This window comes from Ligilactobacillus equi DSM 15833 = JCM 10991, assembly GCF_001435735.1.
Taxonomy (GTDB): domain Bacteria; phylum Bacillota; class Bacilli; order Lactobacillales; family Lactobacillaceae; genus Ligilactobacillus; species Ligilactobacillus equi.
Map to the genome: position 1 here is coordinate 1 of NZ_AZFH01000017.1, position 22076 is coordinate 22076.

At 42.3% G+C, this 22076-nt stretch carries 22 protein-coding genes; all 22 read right to left on the reverse strand.

Features of this window, described 5'->3' with window-relative positions:
* Positions 1 to 93: 93 nt before the first annotated feature.
* Complete coding sequence (locus FC36_RS02720; RefSeq protein ID WP_023860549.1) at positions 94 to 357, reverse strand: hypothetical protein; 264 nt, start codon at positions 355 to 357, stop codon at positions 94 to 96.
* A gap of 315 nt (positions 358 to 672) precedes the next feature.
* Complete coding sequence (gene rlmD / locus FC36_RS02730; RefSeq protein WP_025020879.1) at positions 673 to 2049, reverse strand: 23S rRNA (uracil(1939)-C(5))-methyltransferase RlmD; 1377 nt, start codon at positions 2047 to 2049, stop codon at positions 673 to 675.
* Between the two features lie 42 nt (positions 2050 to 2091).
* On the reverse strand, positions 2092 to 3105 hold the full coding sequence (locus tag FC36_RS02735; protein ID WP_025020880.1) for a diacylglycerol kinase: 1014 nt from the start codon (positions 3103 to 3105) through the stop codon (positions 2092 to 2094).
* Positions 3106 to 3155: 50 nt separating this feature from the next.
* On the reverse strand, positions 3156 to 4589 hold the full coding sequence (gene gatB / locus FC36_RS02740) for an Asp-tRNA(Asn)/Glu-tRNA(Gln) amidotransferase subunit GatB (protein WP_025020881.1): 1434 nt from the start codon (positions 4587 to 4589) through the stop codon (positions 3156 to 3158).
* Between the two features lies 1 nt (position 4590).
* Complete coding sequence (gatA, locus tag FC36_RS02745; protein ID WP_023860554.1) at positions 4591 to 6045, reverse strand: Asp-tRNA(Asn)/Glu-tRNA(Gln) amidotransferase subunit GatA; 1455 nt, start codon at positions 6043 to 6045, stop codon at positions 4591 to 4593.
* Positions 6046 to 6047: 2 nt separating this feature from the next.
* Complete coding sequence (gene gatC, locus FC36_RS02750; protein WP_023860555.1) at positions 6048 to 6350, reverse strand: Asp-tRNA(Asn)/Glu-tRNA(Gln) amidotransferase subunit GatC; 303 nt, start codon at positions 6348 to 6350, stop codon at positions 6048 to 6050.
* Positions 6351 to 6407: 57 nt separating this feature from the next.
* A complete protein-coding gene (locus FC36_RS02755) occupies positions 6408 to 7571 on the reverse strand; it encodes a CamS family sex pheromone protein (protein WP_025020882.1) in 1164 nt (387 codons plus the stop codon).
* Positions 7568 to 9583: an NAD-dependent DNA ligase LigA gene (gene ligA / locus FC36_RS11835; RefSeq protein WP_025020883.1), complete on the reverse strand. Its 2016-nt coding sequence runs from the start codon at positions 9581 to 9583 to the stop codon at positions 7568 to 7570. The genes FC36_RS02755 and ligA overlap by 4 nt, the downstream gene beginning before the upstream one ends.
* 12 nt (positions 9584 to 9595) lie before the next feature.
* Complete coding sequence (gene pcrA, locus FC36_RS11840) at positions 9596 to 11905, reverse strand: DNA helicase PcrA (RefSeq protein WP_056986696.1); 2310 nt, start codon at positions 11903 to 11905, stop codon at positions 9596 to 9598.
* A gap of 130 nt (positions 11906 to 12035) precedes the next feature.
* Positions 12036 to 12800, reverse strand: coding sequence for an enoyl-ACP reductase FabI (fabI, locus tag FC36_RS02770; RefSeq protein ID WP_025020884.1), 765 nt, complete (start codon positions 12798 to 12800; stop codon positions 12036 to 12038).
* Between the two features lie 16 nt (positions 12801 to 12816).
* Positions 12817 to 13623: an acetyl-CoA carboxylase carboxyltransferase subunit alpha gene (gene accA / locus FC36_RS12590; protein ID WP_023860560.1), complete on the reverse strand. Its 807-nt coding sequence runs from the start codon at positions 13621 to 13623 to the stop codon at positions 12817 to 12819.
* Positions 13623 to 14471 (reverse strand): acetyl-CoA carboxylase, carboxyltransferase subunit beta, encoded by an 849-nt coding sequence (gene accD, locus FC36_RS12595; protein ID WP_023860561.1) that lies wholly within the window; start codon positions 14469 to 14471, stop codon positions 13623 to 13625. Before accD ends, accA begins: the two co-directional genes overlap by 1 nt.
* On the reverse strand, positions 14458 to 15834 hold the full coding sequence (accC, locus tag FC36_RS02785; RefSeq protein ID WP_023860562.1) for an acetyl-CoA carboxylase biotin carboxylase subunit: 1377 nt from the start codon (positions 15832 to 15834) through the stop codon (positions 14458 to 14460). Before accC ends, accD begins: the two co-directional genes overlap by 14 nt.
* Positions 15835 to 15853: 19 nt before the next feature.
* Positions 15854 to 16279, reverse strand: a complete 426-nt coding sequence (gene fabZ / locus FC36_RS02790) for a 3-hydroxyacyl-ACP dehydratase FabZ (protein WP_023860563.1) — start codon at positions 16277 to 16279, stop codon at positions 15854 to 15856.
* Positions 16280 to 16281: 2 nt separating this feature from the next.
* Complete coding sequence (gene accB, locus FC36_RS02795) at positions 16282 to 16740, reverse strand: acetyl-CoA carboxylase biotin carboxyl carrier protein (protein ID WP_023860564.1); 459 nt, start codon at positions 16738 to 16740, stop codon at positions 16282 to 16284.
* Entirely contained in the window at positions 16740 to 17975 is a 1236-nt protein-coding gene (gene fabF / locus FC36_RS02800) for a beta-ketoacyl-ACP synthase II (protein WP_023860565.1), read from the reverse strand. Before fabF ends, accB begins: the two co-directional genes overlap by 1 nt.
* A 9-nt stretch (positions 17976 to 17984) precedes the next feature.
* Positions 17985 to 18716, reverse strand: a complete 732-nt coding sequence (fabG, locus tag FC36_RS02805; RefSeq protein ID WP_025020885.1) for a 3-oxoacyl-[acyl-carrier-protein] reductase — start codon at positions 18714 to 18716, stop codon at positions 17985 to 17987.
* Positions 18717 to 18718: 2 nt separating this feature from the next.
* A complete protein-coding gene (locus tag FC36_RS02810) occupies positions 18719 to 19657 on the reverse strand; it encodes an ACP S-malonyltransferase (RefSeq protein ID WP_023860567.1) in 939 nt (312 codons plus the stop codon).
* Between the two features lie 19 nt (positions 19658 to 19676).
* Positions 19677 to 19919 carry an acyl carrier protein gene (locus FC36_RS02815; protein ID WP_023860568.1) on the reverse strand — a complete coding sequence of 81 codons (243 nt, stop codon included), beginning with the start codon at positions 19917 to 19919 and terminating at the stop codon, positions 19677 to 19679.
* Positions 19920 to 19960: 41 nt separating this feature from the next.
* The gene (locus tag FC36_RS02820) at positions 19961 to 20938 is read right to left on the reverse strand and encodes a beta-ketoacyl-ACP synthase III (RefSeq protein ID WP_023860569.1); all 978 of its coding nucleotides are present in this window, start codon (positions 20936 to 20938) and stop codon (positions 19961 to 19963) included.
* A gap of 15 nt (positions 20939 to 20953) precedes the next feature.
* Positions 20954 to 21394 (reverse strand): MarR family winged helix-turn-helix transcriptional regulator, encoded by a 441-nt coding sequence (locus tag FC36_RS02825; protein ID WP_023860570.1) that lies wholly within the window; start codon positions 21392 to 21394, stop codon positions 20954 to 20956.
* Between the two features lie 83 nt (positions 21395 to 21477).
* Entirely contained in the window at positions 21478 to 21924 is a 447-nt protein-coding gene (gene fabZ, locus FC36_RS02830) for a 3-hydroxyacyl-ACP dehydratase FabZ (protein ID WP_035191571.1), read from the reverse strand.
* Between the last annotated feature and the right edge of the window lie 152 nt (positions 21925 to 22076).

Genomic DNA, 22076 nt, shown 5'->3' on the forward strand with positions numbered 1-22076 from the left:
ATATAAAAAGCACCTCATAATCGTTAGATTTTGTCTAACAATTATAAGGCACTTCAACTCAGCTAATTTGGCTGGGTTTTTTGTCTTCATTTATCAGTTTTTGGGATGAAGTAGTTGATTTAACCGATGATACCAATAGCCCATGGAAATGGTAGTCGCTGCAAAAAGAGCAACGAAAATATAGTGCAGCCAAATTAATTGATGGGCTAGTGAGTAGTCGGTTGGCGCAATTGCGGCAATAAACAAAACTAACCATGCTGCCTGATGCCTTTTAATGATCCGCCTATACTGTTGTTCACGTTCAGTACGCAAATCATTGTTTACCTTAGTCTGTAGCTTAACATCATTTTTCTTCATATCACTCTGCCCCTTTAGTAATAAGTTGATAGGTAATTATATCATCTAACTGTAGGAAACTGTCACTTTCTTTGTGGAAATTGATCAACTCAATCTGCGGGAACATATCAACACTAATTGCGGGAATTGGTCGCCCCGAAATTAAGCCAATTTTGCAGGTAGTCTGTGGAAACTGATCACCACTAAGGACAAAGCCTATTAAATCAACATTTCCAGTTCCATACAAAAAAGGTGTATCTATCTGTGGAAACTGGTCACAAAAAGATACACATTTTTTGATTTTATAAATGCCTTAACGGCGCGGTTTCTAGCGTCCTACTTTTTCCGCTCAAGAACCGTTACGCTCTCGACATGCGTAGTTTGTGGAAACTGGTCAACGGGTAAGATTGGTTGAGTTACCTCGTAGCCATGGTCTTTAAATTGCTGGAGGTCACGGACCAAAGTAGCTGGGTTACATGAAATGTAAACAATCTTTCTTGGTGCCATTTGGGTGGCGGATTCAATTAGACTCTCCGTCAAACCTTTTCTTGGTGGATCTACCATGATAACATCAGGCTTAATACCTTGTGCTTGCCACTTAGCCATCCAGCTTTCCGCATCCCCGACTTCAAATTCCGTATTATGAGCTAGATAGTTGCGCTTAGCATTTTCCTTGGCATCCTTGATAGCTTGCGGAACGATTTCCACCCCATAAACCTTCTTCGCATGCTTGGCCATATTTAAGGAAATCGTCCCAATACCACAATAAGCATCGATAACGGTTTCGTTACCTGTAAGACCAGCACGCTTGATAGCTTCATTATAAAGTTTTTCAGTTTGAACCGGATTAACTTGGTAGAAAGATTGAGCTCCAATTTCAAAAGATAAACCATTCAAAGTATCGGTGATAGTTTCTTTACCAGCTAAAAGTCTCGTTTCCTGACCCAAAATAACATTGGTTTTCTTATCATTAATATTATGCAAAACAGAAACTACATCTGGACATTGCTCTTGAATTTTTTGCGCAATTTCCTTAGCTTGGCGGAGGTCCTTAGTTCGAGTAACTAAAACAACCATGACTTCCTTAGAGTAGTATCCTCGCCGTACTAAGATATGACGGATAACACCGTTGTGATGTTCTTCATTGTAAGCCGGGGTACGGTAAAAACGCAGGATGTCTCTCACGGCAAGAAGAATTTCATCGATACGTTTATCTTGAATCATGAAGTTTTCCAACGGTAAGAAATCATGACTATTTTGCTTAAAAAAACCAATTTCTAACTGACCACGAACTTGTCGCACTGGTACTTGAGCCTTGTTACGATAGCCATATGGCGGTTCCATTCCTAAGGTTTGGTCCACGGATAGATCCAAATGAGCCTTTTTTAAAAGATCTTGAATTAACTTTTGCTTGAATTGTAATTGAGCCCCATATTTAAGATGCCCTAAAGGTGCAATCCCTGTTTGCATGTATTTTTGCTTAGGATTTTCCACACGGTCAGGGCTCTTTTTGAGATAGGCTAAAACCCGCGCATAACCAAAATTTTTGGTAGTTTTAGTCACCTTCACCATGACCTTTTCACCCGGTAAGGTATCGGCAATAAAGAGCGGATAATTATCCACTTTAGCCACGCCCATGGCTTGGTATGAAAGGTCAATAATTTCAACCTCTAATTCTTCTTTATTTCTAACGGGTGCATTAATTTTTGCCATATAATTCCTTTCACAAAAAGACGGGCGATTAGGCCCGCCTTTTTAATCTTTGTTTTCTTGTTCCTTGAGCATTTCGTCAACACTTTTGACGAAGAGCTCCTTAGCATCGTGTTGGATTTGTTCTTCTTGTTGGGACATGGCATCATCAGCAATCATATCCGTATTAGCGAAGATTTCCAAGTGTTGCTTGAGATCGACGAAGGTCATAGGGGTATCACCACCATATTCCCCGTCGATATTAATCATCATTTCTTCATCTGCCTTGGTTTGAACAACTACCTTATTAGACTTAACATATAAAATTCGGTCGTCATCGATATGTTTTCCGTTTAAAACTTTGGTAATCAATTGCATGATATTGACTAAATTGCTAGTTTTCACCAAAATCAAGGTAAACTTCCCATCATCCAAGGAAGCATCCGGCACAATTTGTTCAAAACCTCCAATCGAATTGGTCAAAGCTAAGAAAAACATCGACGCTTTGCCATCGTAAACTCCATCATCATATTCTACGTGCAGGTCAATTGGCTTGATTTGGGGAAGTAATTCCGCCCCTTTAACCAAGTAAGCCAAGTAACCGAACAAGGATTTGAGTTCCGATGGTACGCGGTAAGTCACTTCAGATAAGACCCCACCAGCAGCAATGTTAACGAAATAATGTTCGTTAGCCTTCCCAATATCCATCTTAATGGTCTTACCATTAGCAATCACCTTAGCAGCTTCTAATGGACTTTCTCGTGGAATTTTTAAAGCTCGAGCATAATCATTGGTAGTCCCAGCGGGTAAAATGCCCAATTTAGGTGGATTTTCCAAGGGAGCAATCCCATTGACCACTTCGTTAATTGTACCATCTCCGCCAGCCGCAATAATAACTTCAAAACCATCTTCAGCTGCACGACGAGCTTCATTTTGGGCAGAATTTTCTTCCGCTGTCGTTGCGAAGGCACTTGTTTCGTAACCTGCTTTTTCTAAAACATCTAAAATATGCACCAGGTCGTTTTTCATTGCTTCACGCCCGGAGGTTGGATTATAAATAATCCGACAACGTTTTCTCATCATTATTTCCTCTCGTAATTAAAAGGCCAAGGAACTCCTCGGCCTTTTAATTATCTTTCATTCAGACTAGCCATTAAGAGTTGGTTCACAACTTTAGGGTTAGCTTGACCACGAGTTTGTTTCATGATTTGACCAACCAAGAAACCAACTGCCCGGTCTTTACCATTCTTAAAGTCTTCAATTGATTGGGCATTGTTGTCCAAAATTTCATCAATAATTGGTTGTAATTTAGCTGGGTCAGACAATTGTACCATGCCTTTAGCTTCCACATAAGCTTTTGGATCGGTGTCATTCTTAATGATTTCTTGGAAAACCTTCTTGGCAATCTTGGATGAGATCGTACCATCCGTAATTAACGTAATCATTTGGGCTAAGTGTTGTGGTGTCAAGGCCGTATCAGCTAATTCCAATTTTTCGGCATTCAAATAGGCATTCACTTCCACCATCAACCAGTTCGCAGCTAACTTAGGATCAGCCCCTGCCGCAACGGTCGCATCATAGAAGTTAGACATTTCTGGGGTTTGAGTCAAGACACCTGCATCGTAAGCTGGTAAGCCCCATTCTGTGGTATAACGTTCCCGGCGCTTGTCAGGCATTTCTGGAATTTCCGTCTTGACGCGTTCAATCCATTCATCATCAATATGAATTGGTGGCAAATCAGGTTCTGGGAAGTAACGGTAATCACTCTTGCCTTCTTTAACCCGCATTAATTCCGTCTTACCTGTAGCTTCGTCAAAACGACGAGTTTCTTGGTAAATACGACCGCCAGCCATGATAACTTCGGCCTGACGTTTAGCTTCGTATTCAAGCCCCTTACGTACGTGCTCAAAGGAGTTTAAATTCTTCATTTCCGTCTTAGTTCCGAAGTCCTTAGATCCAATCGGACGCACTGAAATGTTCACGTCCACCCGCATAGAACCTTCTTCCATCTTCACATCAGAAACTCCTGCGAATTGGATAATTTGACGTAAACGCGTCAAGTAGGCATATGCTTCATCTGGAGAAGCAATATCAGGCTTAGACACAATTTCAATCAAAGGTGTCCCTTGCCGATTTAAGTCGACGTAAGAATAACCATTAGGATTGTGGGTGTTTTTCCCAGCATCTTCTTCAACGTGCATTTCTTCAATCCCAATTTTCTTTTTAGAACCGTCTTCCAGTTCAATTTCTAGCCAACCATCAGTCCCAATCGGGGTTTGGGCTTGCGTAATTTGGTAAGCCTTTGGGTTATCTGGGTAGAAGTAATTCTTGCGGTCAAAGTGAATATCTTGGGTGATATTACTATGCAAGGCTAAAGCCGCCCGCATTCCCAATTCTAGGGCACCCTTGTTAACTTGTGGTAAAACCCCAGGGTAACCCCAATCAATCACGTTAGTATTGGTATTTTGTTCAGCCCCGTATTGCACTGGTGCTGGTGAGTAAGCTTTTGAGTTGGTTTTCATTTCAATGTGAACTTCCAACCCGATTGTTGTTTCAAAGTTCATGTTATGCAAAACCTCCTGGAATCTTAGTGAAGTCTGTGGCTTGTTCGAAGGCAAAACCTGCTTGGTACATGCGAGCTTCTTCGAAGTGAGGCGCAATTAATTGTAACCCAACTGGTAAGCCATTAGCAAAGCCAGCTGGTAAACTCATCCCTGGTAAACCAGCTAAATTCACTGGAATCGTTAAGATATCGTTGGCATACATTACCACAGGGTCAGTTTCTTCGCCTAAACCAAAGGCCGGTGTTGGCGCCGTAGGTCCCATGATTAAATCATACTTTTCAAAGATACGGGCAAAGTCTTGACAGATTAAAGTCCGCACTTGGCCAGCCTTTTTGAAGTAAGCGTCATAAGTTCCGGCAGATAAGGAGAAGGTCCCTAACATAATCCGACGTTTAACTTCATCCCCAAAACCTTGAGAACGGGACTTCACGTAAACATCTTCCAAATTCTTAACATCGTCAGCACGGTAACCGTAACGAATCCCGTCGAAACGTTGTAAGTTTGAAGATGCTTCAGAAGAAGCCATAATATAGTAAACCGGCAAACCATACTTGCTGTAAGGTAAGGAAACTTCTTCCACGATAGCACCTAACTCTTCAAACTTCTTAGCAGCAGCTAGGATGGCGTCTTTCACTTCGGCTTGAACCCCTTCACCTAAGAATTCCTTTGGTAAAGCAATCTTCATACCTTTAACACCCTTGTCTAAATCCTTACTAAAGTCAGGGACTTGCTTAGGGGAGGAAGTAAAATCACGACTGTCGTGGCCAGAAATGGCATTCAAGACCAAAGCATTATCCTTAACGGTCCGCGTCATTGGTCCGATTTGGTCCATACTAGAAGCAAAAGCGATCAAACCAAAACGTGATACCCGCCCGTAAGTAGGCTTAACCCCGACAATCCCGTTGTAGGCAGCTGGTTGGCGAATGGAGCCACCAGTATCAGAACCTAAGGAAGCCACCACTTGACCAGATGCCACGGCAGCAGCGGAACCACCGGAAGAACCACCTGGGACCTTAGTTTGATCCCAAGCATTCTTAGTTTGCTTGAAAGCGGACGTTTCAGTCGAACCACCCATGGCGAATTCATCCATATTTAACTTCCCAACTGTAATCACATCTTGGGCATTTAACTTATCCATTACCGTCGCATTGTAAATAGGGTTGAAGTTTGCCAACATCTTACTTGCAGCAGTCGTAGTTAAACCTTCCGTCACAATGTTATCCTTGATTCCCATGGGAATCCCAGCTAAAACATTATTAACATCAATGCCATCTTGATCTAATTGACGTGCCTTAGCTAAAGCTTTGTCTTCATTTAAAGCTAAGAAAGCTTCAACTTTTTCATCACGTTCTTTAATTGTCGCAAAAGTTTGCTTAGTTAATTCTTCAACAGAGAAGTCCTTATTAACCAAACCTTGGTGCAAACTAGTTAAATCCTCACTAAAATAGTTGACCATGCTTAGCCTTCCTCACTTTCATCAATAATTGCCGGTACCTTAATGTAGCCGTCTTCTTGTTCGGGTACGTTTTGCATCAAGACATCGCGATCCATACCTGGCTTGGCCACATCTTCACGCATAACATTGATGGCGTCTGTCACCGTGCTGGTCATCTTCACGCCTTCGGTATCAACTTCCTGTAATTCTTGCACCATGTTAATGATTTCATCCATTTGACCAGTGAACATTTCTAATTCTTGGTCGCTAAATTCCAATTTAGCCAAGGAAGCCACGTGCTTGACTTCATTTGCAGTAATTGCCATGTTATCCGTCCTTTATTTTTAGATTCTTTATAATTTTAACATATCTTGTCAATAATTTTAATAGCTAGAAAAGACATGCATGTAGTAAGCATCATCACCACTATCCTTGGAGACTAAAGCTTGCATGTCACCATCGGAACCCAAGATTGTAATTTCTACTGGAATATCACTTGGCAGGTAAGTTTTAGCCGCCTTAGTGACATATTGCGCAAAACTGTTAATTTCTGTTTCACTGTAGAATTGGGTGGTAATCTTAATTTTCATCCCTTGCAAGTTAGAACCCTTGTATTGCACTTGAGCCGTCACCCCAGCTAAATTAGGGAAGAAACCCTGAATCCGCTTCTTGAAAGAATTAAAAGCTGCTTCATCGTTGCTGTTAGGTGATTCATCATCTGATGCTGTTGGGAAGACATACGTTGCTAAATCTGTGTTATTCCAAGAAGAAATTTGGTCTCCACTCTTAACCACAGTGTAAGCATAAAAAGCGCCTCCCGCTAAGCTGTCATTTTCAGCTTGTTGGTACATGGCAATCACAATTGGCACATTATCGGGTACTTTTTCGGTGCTACGCAATCTTTCAAGCACCGCTTGGGCAGCCTTCTTCCCCTGGGCAACCATTTCTTCTTTCGAAATCGTAGAAGTATAAGTAGCTCCGTATTCTTCCTTTTGGTAGTAATCCTTACGATTCATCCCAATCCCAATGGTCATCCCTGCGAGACTTAACTTGCCGTCTCCGTCTTCTTTCATGTAATCTTGTTCTTCAATTTGTTGAACATACATGGGGTTTCGGGTATTCGGATCAGTCTTACCATTATCCACTGGGTTTAGACCAATCTTATTAGACTTAGACTTGCGGGAAAGCAACTTTTGTACGGTTGATTTCGATAAGATTTGCCCTTCTTGGAAAACATAAGATTTGGTGGAAAAAACATTTTTAGAAATTTCTGTCAAACCACTTTCAAAACTTTTCAAATTGTATAAATTATCTGAATTTTGAGCAATACCGACTCCCCGAGATTTGTTAGTCCGATAGCGACCATTAACAATGACCCCTGCGTAATTATCACCACTAGTCGACCCAGTAGTTTGGTAACCACTATTAGAATCTTTTTCTGTCGTTGTGTTAGTCGTCCCCCCAGAGCCTAAATTACCACAGGCAGTCAGTAGTAAAACACTCAACCCAACCACAACTAGGCTTTTAAGTTTCTTTGATTTTCTCAATTTTTTGCCTCCATTAATTCTGTTAAGGTACTATCGTTCCATACCTCAACACCCAATTCTTGGGCTTTGGTTAATTTTGATCCAGCCTTTTCTCCGGCAATCAACACGTCAGTTTTCTTAGATACAGACCCTGTCACCTTGGCACCATGGGCTTCCAACCACGTCTTAGCTTCGGAGCGCTTGAAGTTAGCAAAAGTCCCCGTCAAAACAATGGTTTTACCATTAACTGGACTATCCGCATTTAAGGTAGCTAGTTGTGCTTCATCTAAGCCTTGGTAATCCATGTTGAGACCAGCCTGTTTAAGTTTTACAATAATTGCTTGCACATCTTCATTAGCGAAATAAGTCACCACGCTTTGAGCAATAACTTCCCCTAAACCTTCAACTTGCGCAATTTCTTCTGGCTGAGCAAGCATTAATTGGTCCATCGACTTAAACTTTTGGGCCAATAAGAGACCGGCTTTAGAGCCGACGTGGCGGATTCCCAGGCCAAAAATTAATCTTTCAATAGAATTATGCCGACTATTATCAATAGCTGTCAATAGCTTAGTAATTGATTTTTCTTTAAACTTATCCATACCTTCTAAATCGCTGGCTTGTAAGTAGTAGAGGTCGGCCACATCTTGAATTAGATGAGCAGAGAAAAGACGGTCAATAATCTTAGGTCCCAAACCATCAATATTCATGGCATTTCGACTCGCAAAGTGGGCTAAAGATTCCTTAACTAGCGCCGGACAGTGAGGATTCAAGCAACGTAAGGCAACTTCACCATCTAAATGAACTAGCTCAGAACCACATTCCGGACAAACCGTAGGAATAGCATAAACTTCACTATCAGCTGGACGTTTATCTAAGACTACCATGGAAATTTCTGGGATAATATCGCCAGCCTTGTGAAGCTTGACCGTATCACCTAGGCGAATATCTTTTTGTTGAAGATAGTCTGGATTATGAAGAGAAGCCCGTGCTACCGTAGTCCCAGCTAAAGTTACCGGATCCATAACTGCCGTTGGAGTTACTACTCCCGTACGCCCTACTGTCCACTCAATATCTCTGACAACTGTTTCTTCCTCATCAGGTGGAAACTTGTAAGCAATGGCCCAGCGCGGTACCTTGACTGTATTACCCACAATTTTTTGCGTAGTTAAGTCATTGGCCTTAAGCACAATCCCGTCAATTTCATAAGCCAATTCTTGCCTTTGATCGTGGTATTGGTCGATGTAGGCATCAATTTCAGCTTGGCTGGTGGCCAGGTGGGCGTGTTCATCCACTTTCAACCCCCAAGCTTGCATTTGTTTTAAGGCTTGAGCTTGAGTTGTGATGCCAAACTTTTCCGGTTCCATGACATAGTATAAGAATACGCTAAGGTTTCTTTGAGCCGTAATCTTAGAATCTAATTGCCGTAAAGAACCCGCGGCCGCGTTCCGAGGATTAGCAAAGACCGGCAAGCCTTCTTGTTCACGAGCTTGGTTCAATTTCACAAAAGAATCCTTTGGCATATAACATTCCCCACGAACTTCGACCGACACGGGTTCCTTCAAAGTCAAAGGAATAGCCTTGATGGTTTTGAGATTTTCAGTGATATCTTCACCTATTAAACCATTTCCCCGCGTTGAGCCCTTGATAAATTTACCCTTTTCATAAGTCAAGGAAATAGCCAAACCATCGATTTTTAATTCACAATTGTAAGCCAAATCTTGACCGACATTTTCCGCTAACTTTTGGGTAAATTCTGCCAATTCTGCCTTGGAGAAAACATCCCCTAAAGATAACATAGGAATTTCATGGTCGACCTTAGCAAAGCCATCTAAAACCTTGCCTCCCACACGGTTAGTAGGAGAGTCGGCTTGTTTTAAGTCAGGATAATCAGCTTCTAGTTTGAGTAACTTGGCATAGGCTTCATCATAAACATAATCTTCCACCGTTGGTTGGTCGTTTACATAGTATTCCTGACTCCAGGTGTTAAGTTTGCTGATTAAAGCCTGCATTTCTTGCCGTACTTGTGCTTCCATCTTATTTCCTTTCTAAACTCGTTCAATCGGTGCGTAAGCCGCTAAGAGTCGCTTGATACCTTGTTCCTTAAAGGCCACGTCTAATTCAACATCCTTACCGCCAGAAACCTTGACAATCGTTCCTAAGCCCCACTTTTTATGCATAACTTTAGTACCGACCGTCCAAGCTTGGTCATTATTAGCTTGGTTAGCACTGGGACCAGAAGTCACTGGTACTTTCGGTTGGGTATTTTGGCGCTTTTGGGCCATTCTTTCCGCAAAAGAAAGACTACGACCTTGCTTGAAACTCGGTACATTGGCTCTTTGTTGGCGACTGGCATCCAGACGAGCTCCAAAGCTGGAAACCCGATTCGAAATAGCCTCTTCAAAACCCGCATTATCACTCTTGATTAAGTCTTGGTCAATTTCTTGAATAAAGCGGGATTCAGGATTGGTTTGGCTACGACCATATAACATGCGGCTAAAGGCGTTGGTCAGGTAGAGCTCTTCCATAGCCCGGGTAATTCCCACGTAAGCCAAGCGCCGCTCTTCTTCCAGTTCGTTTTCATCGACGCTGGCCCGTGACAATGGGAAAATTCCTTCTTCCATCCCCATCAAAAAGACAACAGGAAATTCCAACCCTTTGGCAGCATGTAAGGTCATCAGGGTTACCTCGTTTGGTTCTTCTTCGACTTGGTCTTGGTCGGAAACTAAAGCTAAGTCTGCCAAGAAGTCCGTCAAAGGAACACTATCTTCCTCAGCCGGTTGCCAAGTCTTGTCGAATTGTTGGGTAACAGTCATAAATTCATCTAAGTTTTCCAAGCGACTTTCATCTTCAGGTTTCTTAGATTCCACTAAGCTTTGACGGTAACCAGACCACTCCAAAGCTTTTTGGGTAATTTCTGTAATGGAAACCCCAGAGTTGGTCAAGGCGTGTAGTTGCATAATTAGCTTGGCAAAGTTTTCTAAGGCACCGGCAGCCTTGCCACGGATATCAGCCATCATCACATCTTGAGCCGCTTCTAGCAAGGACAGCCCGTACATATTAGCGTAATTTTGTAACTTGGCTAAAGACGTCGCCCCAATCCCACGTTTAGGTTCGTTTACCACTCGTTCAAAGGAAATCGAATCGCGAGGATTAGCGGCTAAACGGAGATATGCCAAGATGTCCATGATTTCTTTTCGTTCGTAGAAACGATGCGCCCCGATTAACTTGTAAGGGATATTAGCCTTAATCAAGGCTTCTTCAATTGTCCGCGATTGGGCATTGGTCCGATACAAGATGGCAATATCACCATAGTTTTTACCCTCGTTTTCTTGTTCTTTGATTTGTTTCAACACATAGTAGGCTTCGTCATTGGCGCTTTGACCACGATAATAGTGAATCTTAGCCCCTTGAGCATTTTCCGTCCACAAAGTTTTATCACGGCGATTTTGGTTATTTTCAATCACCGCATTAGCCGCAGCCAAGATAGTCTTAGTAGAACGGTAATTTTGTTCCAGCTTAATCACCGCTGCATCAGGGTAGTCTTTTTCAAAGTTCAAGATATTTTCCATGTTGGCTCCCCGCCAACCGTAGATACTTTGGTCAGCGTCCCCCACAACACATAAGTTACGGTAACCTTGGGCAAGCATCTTCACTAATTGGTATTGAGCTTCGTTGGTATCTTGGTATTCATCGACGTGAATATAGTGGAACTTTCTTTGATAGAAATCCAAGACTTCTGGATTTTGGTGGAAGAGTTTAGTAGTTTCCATAATCAAATCATCAAAGTCCATGGCTTGGTTTTCTAATAATTTAGCTTGATACAAAGCATAAGCCTTGGCGACATTTTGTTCAAAAGGTGAATTGGAACTGGCCACATAATCTTCAGGCGCAATCAATTCATTTTTAGCATTGGAAATCGCACTTAATAGACTGCGAGAATCAAATTGCTTTGGGTCAATGTTCAATTCTTCCAAAACGTGCTTCATCAAGGTCTTTTGTTCACTAGTTCCGACAATGTTGAAGTTCTTGGACCGTCCCAATTTATCAATATCCCGACGTAAGATACGCACACACAAAGCGTGGAAAGTTGACACCCAAATTTCTTGAGAACTTTCGTCTTGAATCAAGTTATCAATTCTTTCCCGCATTTCTTTGGCGGCCTTGTTAGTAAAGGTAATGGCTAAAATATTCCAGGGACGTACATCTTCATTTTCTAATAAGTAAGCAATCCGGTGAGTTAAAACCCGCGTCTTCCCACTCCCGGCACCGGCCATCACTAAGAGTGGCCCTTGAGTGGTTACCACTGCCTCTGCTTGTTTATCATTCATTCCCGCTAATAAGTCTCTTGTCACCATTCTTCCGTCCTTTCTAAGTAATCTTTTTTATTATACCAAAGATTTCTCCCTTCTTGCTGGAATTTGAATCTTTTACCAATAATTTTGACACAAAAATGGCCGCCCTTATTAGGACGACCGTGAATAAAAATTAAATTAAGTGCACACCCTTGTCAACATAGATTGTGTCCCCCACAACCCCGGTTGCTAAATCACTCATTAAAAAGGCGCAAGCGCCCCCAACTTCTAATTGAGTTACGGAGTGACCATCAACAGTTCTTTCTTCTGACATGTTTAAAAGATCGCTATGCCCCTTGATTCCTGTCACAGCTAAAGTCTTGATAGCACCGGCAGAAATAGCGTTCACGCGCACACCAAACTTAGCCATATCACGCGCTAAGTAACGCACGGAAGCTTCCAAGGAGGCCTTGGCAACCCCCATCATGTTGTAGTTAGGGATTGCTCTTTCAGAACCAAAGTAACTCAAAGTTACAATACTTGCAGGATTTTTCAATAATTCTAACTCTGCAGCATATTTAGAAACAGCAATCAAAGAGTAAGCTGAAATATCTTGTGCCATCGCATAAGCATCACGATTAACATCCATAATGTCACCCTCTAATGCTTCCTTAGGCGCAAAGGCAATCGCGTGAACTAAACCATCCACTTGACCAAAACGTTCCTTAACAGTTGTGAAAGCAGCTTCGATGCTAGCATCACTTGCCACATCACATTCTACTAAGCTATTTTCATCATCAATCAGTTTGCCTAAACTCTTTTTAAGCCGTTCATTTTGGTAAGTAAAAACCAAGTTTGCCCCTTGGTCTAACATTTGTTGGGCGCACCCCCAAGCGATTGAACGCTTGTTAGCCACCCCCATAACCAAAATAGTTTTACCTTCAAGTAAATTTCCCATGATTTTTCCCTCCAAATTAGAATTTACGAAAACGATTTTGTCGTCTCTGCACCAAACTTGTTACTGATAGCTTATTTAAAGCTAACAATTCTTCTTCAAGAACTTTTTCAATGTTTTTAACCACTTTGCGGTGTGAATTTGGTTCTTCAATAATGCCATCAATGATTTTTTGTCTCAATAAAGCACTTGGAGTTACCTGCATCACTTCCGCTGCTTCTGCTGCTCGACTGGCATCTTTCCACAAGATTGAAGCAAAACCTTCCGGTGAAAGGACAGTATACATACTATTTTCTAGCATGTACACCCGGTCAGCCAATGCTAAAGCTAAAGCTCCGCCACTTCCACCTTCGCCAATGATAATTGCAATCACCGGTACAGCTAAATCGCTTAAAGTCAGAAGGCTTTGGGCAATAGCTTCACCTTGACCACCTTCTTCCGCCGTGCGTCCAGGATAGGCACCGGCGGTGTTAATTAGGGTTACTACTGGGCGCCCAAATTTTTCAGCTTGCTTCATCAACCTAATGGCCTTACGATAACCATTAGGTGTCGGACTACCAAAGTGCTTAGCAATTCTTTCCTCGGCACTTTGACCTTTATCAGTCGCAATTACAGTTACAGCTTGTTTATTAATTTGAGCTAAACCAGCAATTATAGCCGGATCATCTTCGCCACTACGGTCGCCATGTAGTTCAAAAAAATCAGGAAATAAACCGTGAATCAATTCTTTGGTGCTGATTTTTTCTTCGGAGCGCGCCGCCATCACAATTTCTTGGGCAGTTTTTTCGACTTTTTCTCTAGGCTTCTTTTCAAAAAAATTCCGCATTATTTCCCTCTTTTCTGATTTAATTCAAGTAAGCGGGCAATGGTTTCTTTTAACTTTGGACGTGAAACAATGGCATCGATAAAACCTTCTTTAAGTACTGTTTCAGCATCTTGAAGGTCTTCGGGAACTTTTTGGTGAATGGTTTGTTCAATTACCCGTTTACCAGCAAATCCCACTAAGGCTCGTGGCTCAGATAAAATGATATCTCCTTGCATGGCAAAAGAAGCTGTTACTCCCCCAGTTGTCGGGTCAGTTAAAACTACTAAGTAAAATAAGCCTGCATTAGCATGAGCTTTCACTGCTTGAGAAACCTTCGCCATTTGCATAAGGGAAAAAATCCCTTCCTGCATTCGCGCCCCGCCTGAAGCGGTAAAAAGTACAACTGGCAATTCTTCCTTAGTTGCCTTTTCAAAAAGCCGGGTTAATTTTTCCCCAGTAATCGTCCCTAAAGAACCCATAATAAACTTTGAATCCATAATTCCTAGGGCAAATTTTTGCTTCTTAATGTGAGCTATCCCCGTCCAAACCGAATCATTTAACTTGGTTTTTTCCTTAGCTTGAGCTAATTTTTCTTGATAACCAGGGAAGTTCAAAGGATCCACTGTGGAAATGTTAGTATCCATTTCACTGTAATCATCAACTAACCATTCCAATCGTTCGTAAGCCCCGATTCGGAAGCCATAACCACAAGTTGGACAGTCCTTATAAGTACCTAAATCTTTGTGGTAAAAGGATTGGTGACATTTAGGACAAGAAATCCACATTCCTTCAGGAACCTTTTTTTCAGCCGCCTTGTTGGCTTTGATTCGTTTTTGGCCGATGTTTTTTAATTCATCAAACAGTTGCATCTTCTATACCTTTCCACTTGGGGAGAAATATCTTTTCCAAGTAATCTGTCGTCACTTCACCAGAAATAAAGCCGTCGTCATTTAAGATATCATGATAGAAACTCTGATTAGTAGTAATTCCCATAATCACCATTTCTTCTAACAAACGCTTGACCTTTTCGACAGCTTCATGACGATCATGGCCTAAGGCTATCACCTTAGCTACCATGGAGTCATAAAATGGCGAAATTTTCACCCCGGCATAAAGATCGGAATCAATCCGCATTCCTAGATTTCCGACTGGGAAGTAGAGGTACTTAACATCCCCGACGGAAGGCATAAAACCTTTAGCAGGATCTTCTGCATTAATTCGACATTCAATAGCATGACCATGTAACTGAATATCTTCTTGGACAAAAGGTAAATCTTCTCCTGCCGCTACCCGAACTTGAGCTTTGACTAAGTCAATTCCTGTTACCATTTCGGTCACAGTGTGCTCAACTTGAATTCGCGTATTCATTTCCATGAAATAAAAATTATGGTCTTGATCCATCAAAAATTCAATCGTCCCGGTATTAAGATAATCAATCGCCTGGGTAGCCCGAACCGCAATTTCACCAAGTTCCTGCCTTTGGTCTGGGCTAATCAAGGCACACGGACTTTCTTCAATCATCTTTTGTTTGCTTCTTTGCACAGAACAATCACGCTCAGGGAAGTAAACCGTGTGACCCTTGGCATCCCGGAAAACCTGCACTTCAATATGTTTTACATTTTCCATGATTTTTTCCAGGTACATCCGGTTATCCCCGAAGGCATTTTGCGCTTCTTGTTGAGCTTCTTCGAAGGCTTGGGTAATTTGACTAGCATCGTTGACACGCCGAATTCCCTTACCACCACCACCGGCGGCAGCCTTCAACAAAACCGGGTAACCAACTCGTTCAGCGACTAACTCCGCAGCCGTTGCATCGGGCAAAAAGCCTTCGCTACCCGGAATAACAGGCACATTACTTTTTTGCATTTGTAAACGCGCATTGGCCTTATTTCCCATCAAATCAATAGTTTGAGACTTAGGTCCAATAAAGGTCAGCCCACAGGCTTCACACATTTCAACAAAGCGACTATTTTCAGAGAGAAAACCAAACCCGGGATGAATCGCCTGAGCACCGGTACCGACAGCTGCTGCCAAAATATTTTGCATATTTAAGTAGGAGTCTTGGGGACGGGCCGTCCCAACACAGACTGCTTCATCGGCCAACTGAACATGGAGGCTTTCCTTGTCAGCAGTCGAATAGATCGCCACTGATTGAATTCCTAACTCCTTTAAGGAGCGGATAATCCGGACAGCAATTTCGCCCCGATTCGCTACTAACACTTTTGAAAACATCGTTTAACCTACTTTCTACTTATTCGATAATGAAAGTCAACTCGGCATTACATGCCTTCTTGCCATCGACTTTGGCTACGGCCTTACCGACCCCAATGTTACCACGAATCTTCTCTAAGGTTACTTCAATCATCAAGGTGTCCCCAGGACGCACAACTTTTCTAAATTTGGCAGACTTAATGCCTCCAAAGTATGCTGTTTTGCCTTTAAATTCATCTAAAGAAAGTAAGGCAACCGCCCCAGTTTGTGCCATGGCTTCTACAATTAAAACCCCTGGTAAAACTGGGTTACCCGGAAAATGACCATTGAATACCTGTTCATGAGCAGTCACGTTACGCTTAGCTACTGCACGCTTACCAGGTTCTAATTCTTCTACTCGGTCAATTAGTAGCATGGGGTAACGGTGCGGAATAATCTTTTGAATTTCTGTTACATCTAAAGCCATCTTTATGCCTCCGTATTTACTCTGAATAATGGTTGATCAAATTCGACCAACTGTTCATTTTCCACTAAAACTTCTTCAATTACACCACTAACTTCGGACTTGATTTCAGTCATCATCTTCATTGCTTCAATGATGCAAACCACATCGCCCTTGTTAACCCTACTACCTACTGAAACATAGGCTGGACGGTCGGGCTTAGATTGTAAATAAATCGAACCGACCATAGGAGCCTTAATGAAAGTCCCGACTACCTTTTCTTTTCCAACTTCTGCTGGTGCAGGTGCTGGAGTAGCAACAGGCACGCTGGCTTCTGCCACTGGTGTCGCTACCAAAGAAGCTTGCGGTGTCGGATTTTCGTTTTTGCTTAAGCGCAAATGAAAGCCATCAGTGGTAATTTCTAATTCTCGCATATCGGAATTATTAAAACCTTCCATGATGCTCTTTACTTCTGCGAAATCCATTAATCGTCACTCCATTTCTTAAAGGCCACGACTGCATTGTGACCACCAAAACCTAAGGAGTTACTGATAGCGTATTGCAAGTCAGCATGGTGATTTAAATCAGCAACCACATTTACTTGGCATTCATCATCTTGGTTTTCTAAACCAATGTTTGGCGGTACCACACCGTTTTGTAAAGCTGCCACCGTCGCAACGGCTTCAATGGCCCCAGCGGCCCCCAATAAGTGACCAGTCATGGACTTAGTTGAAGAAACTAAGACGTTACTGTCTTCACCAAAAACTATGTTAATCGCTTTAGATTCGCCAGCATCGTTAGCGTGAGTAGCTGTCCCATGAGCGTTGATGTAATCAACTTCTGCAGGGGTAATCCCAGCTTCCTTGATAGCTTGTTGCATAGCGCGAGCCGCCCCTTCACCACTTGGGTCTGGGGAAGTAATGTGGTAGGCATCACAAGTTGCACCGTAGCCGACCACTTCACCTAAAATCTGCGCCCCGCGATCCTTGGCATGTTCTTCACTTTCCAAAACTAAAGTTGCGGCCCCTTCACCTAAGACGAAACCAGAACGTTCCTTGTCAAAAGGAAGAGAGGCTTTCGTTGGGTCTTCTTGGGTCGATAAAGCTGTTAAGGAAGCAAAGCCAGCAATTCCGATTTCATTAACCGACGCTTCTGCTCCCCCAGCTAACATTACTTGGGCACGACCTTCCTTAATTTGCCGGTAGGCTTCTCCAATAGCATTAGTTGCCGAAGCACAAGCTGTCACCACGGAAGTACAGATATTTTTAGCATTGGCACGCATCGCCACATTACCGGCTGCCATATTGGCAATGGCGGTCGGCACAAACATTGGTGAAACCCGACGAGGGCCTTTTTCATGCATCTTAATAACTTGTTCTTGAATAGTTGTTAAACCACCAATCCCTGAACCAATGATAACCCCCATATCATAAGGGTCGGTATTTTCTTCATTGATGCCAGCTTGTTCCAAAGCTTCTAAAGCTGTATGAACTGCATATTGTGAAAAGAGATCCATCCGTTTAGCTGCTTTTTTTCCAACCCGTTCGTTAGGATCAAAATCTTTAACTTCACCTGCGACGGTAATTCCCGTTTCACTTGCATCAAATTTGGTAATAGGAGCAATTCCTAATTGACCTTTAAATAAATTCTCCACAAAAGTCTTGGTGTCATTACCAATTGGGGCAACTATCCCCATCCCTGTAATTACTACTCTTGTCATAAAATCCTCCTAGATGGTCATTCCACCATCAACTGTTAAGACTTGTCCTGTCACATAGTCATTTTGCGCCAAGAATAAAGCAGCAGAAGCCACTTCATCAACCTTGCCGAAACGTTGTAAAGGAATTCCGGCTAAGATGTCTTCTTTCACCTTGTCACTTAAGACATCGGTCATATCAGAAACAATCATCCCCGGAGCAATTGCATTACAACGAATTCCACGCAAAGCACCTTCTTTGGCCACGGATTTGGTTAAACCAATAACCCCCGCCTTGGCAGCAGCGTAGTTAGCTTGGCCAATGTTCCCGTGCAAACCAATCACACTAGCTATGTTGATAATTACACCGCTCTTTTGCTTGTACATCTTCTTTAAGAAGGCTTGCGTCATCATGAAAGTCCCGTTTAAGTTAACGTTAATTACACTTTCAAAATCTGCGGGTTTCATCCCGATTAACAATTTATCGTTGGTAATCCCGGCATTGTTAATTAAAACGTCAATCCCATCAAATTCCTTCCAGGATTCTTTAAGCATGCGTTTTACATCGTCAACACTGGAAATATCACCTAAGCTGACAAAAACCTTGCCCCCGTAACTTTCAATTTCCGCTAGCACCTCCGCCGGAATTTCCTTCCGTGCGTTTAAGACGATGTTGGCTCCGGATTGGGCAAACTTCTTAGCAACAGCTAAGCCAATTCCACGTGAGGAACCTGAGACAAAGACATTTTTCCCTTGTAAATCCATTTTTAACCTCGCATAGCTTCACAAAAAGCTTTGTAATCTTCCATCTTTTCAATGTTGAAACGTTGGGCCTTCCGATCAACTACCTTGGCAAATTTTACCAAAGTTTGACCTGGACCAATTTCCAAAAAGGTATCTGCGCCAGCTGTAATTAAACCGGCCGCACAATCAGCAAAATGCGTGGGTTGGCAAACCTGTTTGGCCATCACTTGGGCCGCTTCTACCGCTTTTAAAGGTTGAGCGGTTGTATTTGACATGACGGTCACACTTGGTTCGTTAAAGGTTACGCCTTCAAAACGTTGCGCCAATTTTTGACTTGAATTTTGAAAAAGCGGGGTGTGAAAAGCCCCGCTTACCTTTAACGGCACCACTTTTTTAGCTGCCCCGGCATTTTGTAATTGTTCACTGGCTGCTGTTACAGCCACTGGACTCCCTCCGATTACGACTTGCTTTTTTGAATTATAATTGGCAATCGCAACCGGTTCTTCGGGAGTTGAAATTTCCGCACAAATTTGTTCCACCAAAGTCACATCCGGTCCGAGTAAGGCGAACATCATACTTTCTTTCGCATCGGCATCAGCTTGCATGTATTGGGCGCGGTCCTTTAAAACCGCCATCGTGTCAGCAAAGCTTAACATCCCACTAGCGTGCAAAGCCGAATATTCACCTAAAGAAAGGCCAGTCATCCCAACCACGGGTAAGTCTGGAAAGTCACGCTTCAACATGGCATAAATTCCCAATGACATAGCTACTAAGGCCGGTTGAACATTGAGCGTTTGGTCAAGTTCGGCATTTTCATTTTTGAAAATCTTGACGAGATCCAAGCCCGTAATTTGGCTAGCTTCATCAATCTTTTGGGCAAAGAGTTGATCTTGTGCATAAAAGTCCAACCCCATGCCACTATATTGCGCCCCTTGACCCGAAAACAAAATTCCCAGTTTCATCAGTGGGTGCCTCCCTTAATTATTGGGCGTCGAGTTCCTTCTTAACGTAGTTAACCACGTCACCGATGGTCTTCACATTTTCATCAGCTTCCAACTTGATATCTAATTCATCTTCAAGTTCATTCATGATTTCGAAAACATCTAATGAGTCAGCATCTAAGTCTTCTTTGATATCAGCTGTCATAGTCACAGCATCTTCTTCAACGTCTAATTGGTCAACAGCGATTTCTTTTACTTTGTCAAAAATTTCTTGTTCTGTCATGATAATATATCTCCTCTATCAATAAATGATTTTTTTATTTTTTAGTATCTAATAATTTGAGTCCCGACCGTCAAGCCCCCACCAAAGCCACTCAAAGCTACCAAGCTCCCTGGCTTAATTTTTCCGGCTTGGACTAATTCATCAAACAAAATAGGTTCACTGGCCGCCGAAGTATTGCCATAGCGGTCAATATTAATGGGGAACTTTTCGATTGGTAATTGCATTTTTTTGGCCACAGATTTAATAATCCGGGCGTTGGCTTGATGGAGGACAAAATAATCAATGTCACTCACAGCAAGTTGGGCTTTATCACAAGCCCGTTGAATGGATTTAGGCACTTCCCTGGTCGCAAACGAATACACCGCATGACCATCCATTGCAAAAGAACTAAATTTGTGCTCCCCGTTAGCTGGGAAGCTCGTTAACGCAGGAGTAATCCCGGCCGTCAAACTTTGACCGTCTTGACCGTAAGTGGCTAAATCCGAAGCCAGAAAGGCTGAAGTTCCATCAGAATCAATTTCTAAAATCGCCCCACCGGCACCGTCACCAAAAAGTACCGCCGTAGCCCGGTCTTGCCAATCAATAATCTTGGACAAGACTTCCCCACCGAGTACCATTACCCGCTTTGCTTGACCACTCGCCAGGTAAGCACTCGCCATTTCTAAGGCATAGATGTAACCTGAGCATGCCGCAGAAATATCAAAGGCAAAAGCTTTACTTGCCCCAATTTCACCTTGTACTAGGGCTGCGGTTGACGGGGTATAGGCTTCTGGTGACATAGTTGCCACAATAATTAAATCAATCTCTTTGGCAGAAAGACCGCTTTTTGCTAAGAGATCGAGAGCCACCTTAACGGACAAATCAGCAGTATTTTCGCCTTGACTGATGTGTCTTTGTTTAATACCGGTCCGCTTTTGAATCCACTCATCCGAGGTATCCATAATTTGGGCCAGGTCATCATTGGTGACGATTTTTTCTGGGACATAGTGGCTACTTGCCCGAAATTTAATCTTTTTCATCCGTAACTCCCTAACTTAAGAATGTTCCTTCAAGAATCCCTCTAAGTTATGTAAAGCGCGTTCAATAATCGCGATTTCATTTTGATTAAGATCCTTCAAGAAACTTTTCACCATCATATTGTGAAAGGCTTCATGTGAGCGATAAATAATACGCCCCTTCTTCGTTAATCCTAGGCGAATCACTCGGCGATCGGATTCAGAACGAATCCGCTTCACATAGCCTTTCTTTTCCAAGCGATTGATGGTGGAGGTTAGTGTTCCTGGCGTCAAGTGTAATCCTTTGGCAACTTGTGATGCGGATTTTTGATCATACATGCTGATTTCATGAATCGCGTGCATTTCCTTCATGGTTAGGTCGCTGAACTTACTCTTGCGTAACTCATTTTCTTCAATCCACATGATGCCGGTATAAATTCGAACCAAAGAGTCATTAATCTCTTGTTCGCGTCTACTCATATAATCTACCGTCCTTTATTTTCCTCAAAATAAATGGTTTGAAATCAAAACAATAATACTCCGAAAATAAGTCACCTACCGAGCTAAATCTTTGCGTCGCGATTTTCCACGATAAACATCAATTGAGCGGTGCAGACCTTTTTTCCCTCAACAAGTGCCGCCGTTTCAACAATTCCCATGTTAGCTTTCACCTTTTCCATGGTAATCTCGAGCTTTAAGACATCACCAGGTTTAACCATTTGACGAAATTTTGCATTCTTAACCGCCCCAAGGTAAGCCGTTTTTCCCATAAATTCAGGGGATTTCAAAATTAAAATTGACGCAGCTTGTGCCAAAGTTTCAATGATTAAAGCTCCTGGCATCACTGGATTTCCTGGGAAGTGACCTTCAAAAAATGATTCGTTAATTGTCACATTCTTGGTCGCCACAATTCTCTTACCGGGATTAAGTTCATCAACATAGTCAATGTAAATGATAGGATAACGGTTCGGAATCAAAGCCATGATTTCCTGGGCATCCATAATTTTCACACTTGTCACCTCACTATTATTTTTATTTCGAATATCAAACTATTCGATGTTCAAATAATATTATAAGTCATAGTAGATGTCAACCTAGGCCTTTAATCCCTTAAATTTCAATGACTAAATTTATATTTTTTTATTTTTTTGATTCAAAACAT

Bases quoted from the DNA above. Each gene is read 5' to 3' on its own strand.
- FC36_RS02810 (WP_023860567.1), bottom strand. From the start codon at position 19,657: ATGAAACTGGGAATTTTGTTTTCGGGTCAAGGGGCGCAATATAGTGGC.
- ligA (WP_025020883.1), bottom strand. From the start codon at position 9,583: ATGGAAGCACAAGTACGGCAAGAAATGCAGGCTTTAATCAGCAAACTT.
- fabG (WP_025020885.1), bottom strand. From the start codon at position 18,716: ATGGATTTACAAGGGAAAAATGTCTTTGTCTCAGGTTCCTCACGTGGA.
- accA (WP_023860560.1), bottom strand. From the start codon at position 13,623: ATGCGGAATTTTTTTGAAAAGAAGCCTAGAGAAAAAGTCGAAAAAACT.
- accD (WP_023860561.1), bottom strand. From the start codon at position 14,471: ATGCAACTGTTTGATGAATTAAAAAACATCGGCCAAAAACGAATCAAA.
- fabZ (WP_023860563.1), bottom strand. From the start codon at position 16,279: ATGGCTTTAGATGTAACAGAAATTCAAAAGATTATTCCGCACCGTTAC.
- FC36_RS02815 (WP_023860568.1), bottom strand. From the start codon at position 19,919: ATGACAGAACAAGAAATTTTTGACAAAGTAAAAGAAATCGCTGTTGAC.
- accC (WP_023860562.1), bottom strand. From the start codon at position 15,834: ATGTTTTCAAAAGTGTTAGTAGCGAATCGGGGCGAAATTGCTGTCCGG.
- gatB (WP_025020881.1), bottom strand. From the start codon at position 4,589: ATGAACTTTGAAACAACAATCGGGTTGGAAGTTCACATTGAAATGAAA.
- FC36_RS02825 (WP_023860570.1), bottom strand. From the start codon at position 21,394: ATGAGTAGACGCGAACAAGAGATTAATGACTCTTTGGTTCGAATTTAT.
- fabF (WP_023860565.1), bottom strand. From the start codon at position 17,975: ATGACAAGAGTAGTAATTACAGGGATGGGGATAGTTGCCCCAATTGGT.
- FC36_RS02735 (WP_025020880.1), bottom strand. From the start codon at position 3,105: ATGAGAAAACGTTGTCGGATTATTTATAATCCAACCTCCGGGCGTGAA.
- FC36_RS02720 (WP_023860549.1), bottom strand. From the start codon at position 357: ATGAAGAAAAATGATGTTAAGCTACAGACTAAGGTAAACAATGATTTG.
- gatA (WP_023860554.1), bottom strand. From the start codon at position 6,045: ATGGTCAACTATTTTAGTGAGGATTTAACTAGTTTGCACCAAGGTTTG.
- rlmD (WP_025020879.1), bottom strand. From the start codon at position 2,049: ATGGCAAAAATTAATGCACCCGTTAGAAATAAAGAAGAATTAGAGGTT.
- FC36_RS02820 (WP_023860569.1), bottom strand. From the start codon at position 20,938: ATGAAAAAGATTAAATTTCGGGCAAGTAGCCACTATGTCCCAGAAAAA.
- accB (WP_023860564.1), bottom strand. From the start codon at position 16,740: ATGGATTTCGCAGAAGTAAAGAGCATCATGGAAGGTTTTAATAATTCC.
- pcrA (WP_056986696.1), bottom strand. From the start codon at position 11,905: ATGGTGACAAGAGACTTATTAGCGGGAATGAATGATAAACAAGCAGAG.
- fabI (WP_025020884.1), bottom strand. From the start codon at position 12,800: ATGGGAAATTTACTTGAAGGTAAAACTATTTTGGTTATGGGGGTGGCT.
- gatC (WP_023860555.1), bottom strand. From the start codon at position 6,350: ATGGCAATTACTGCAAATGAAGTCAAGCACGTGGCTTCCTTGGCTAAA.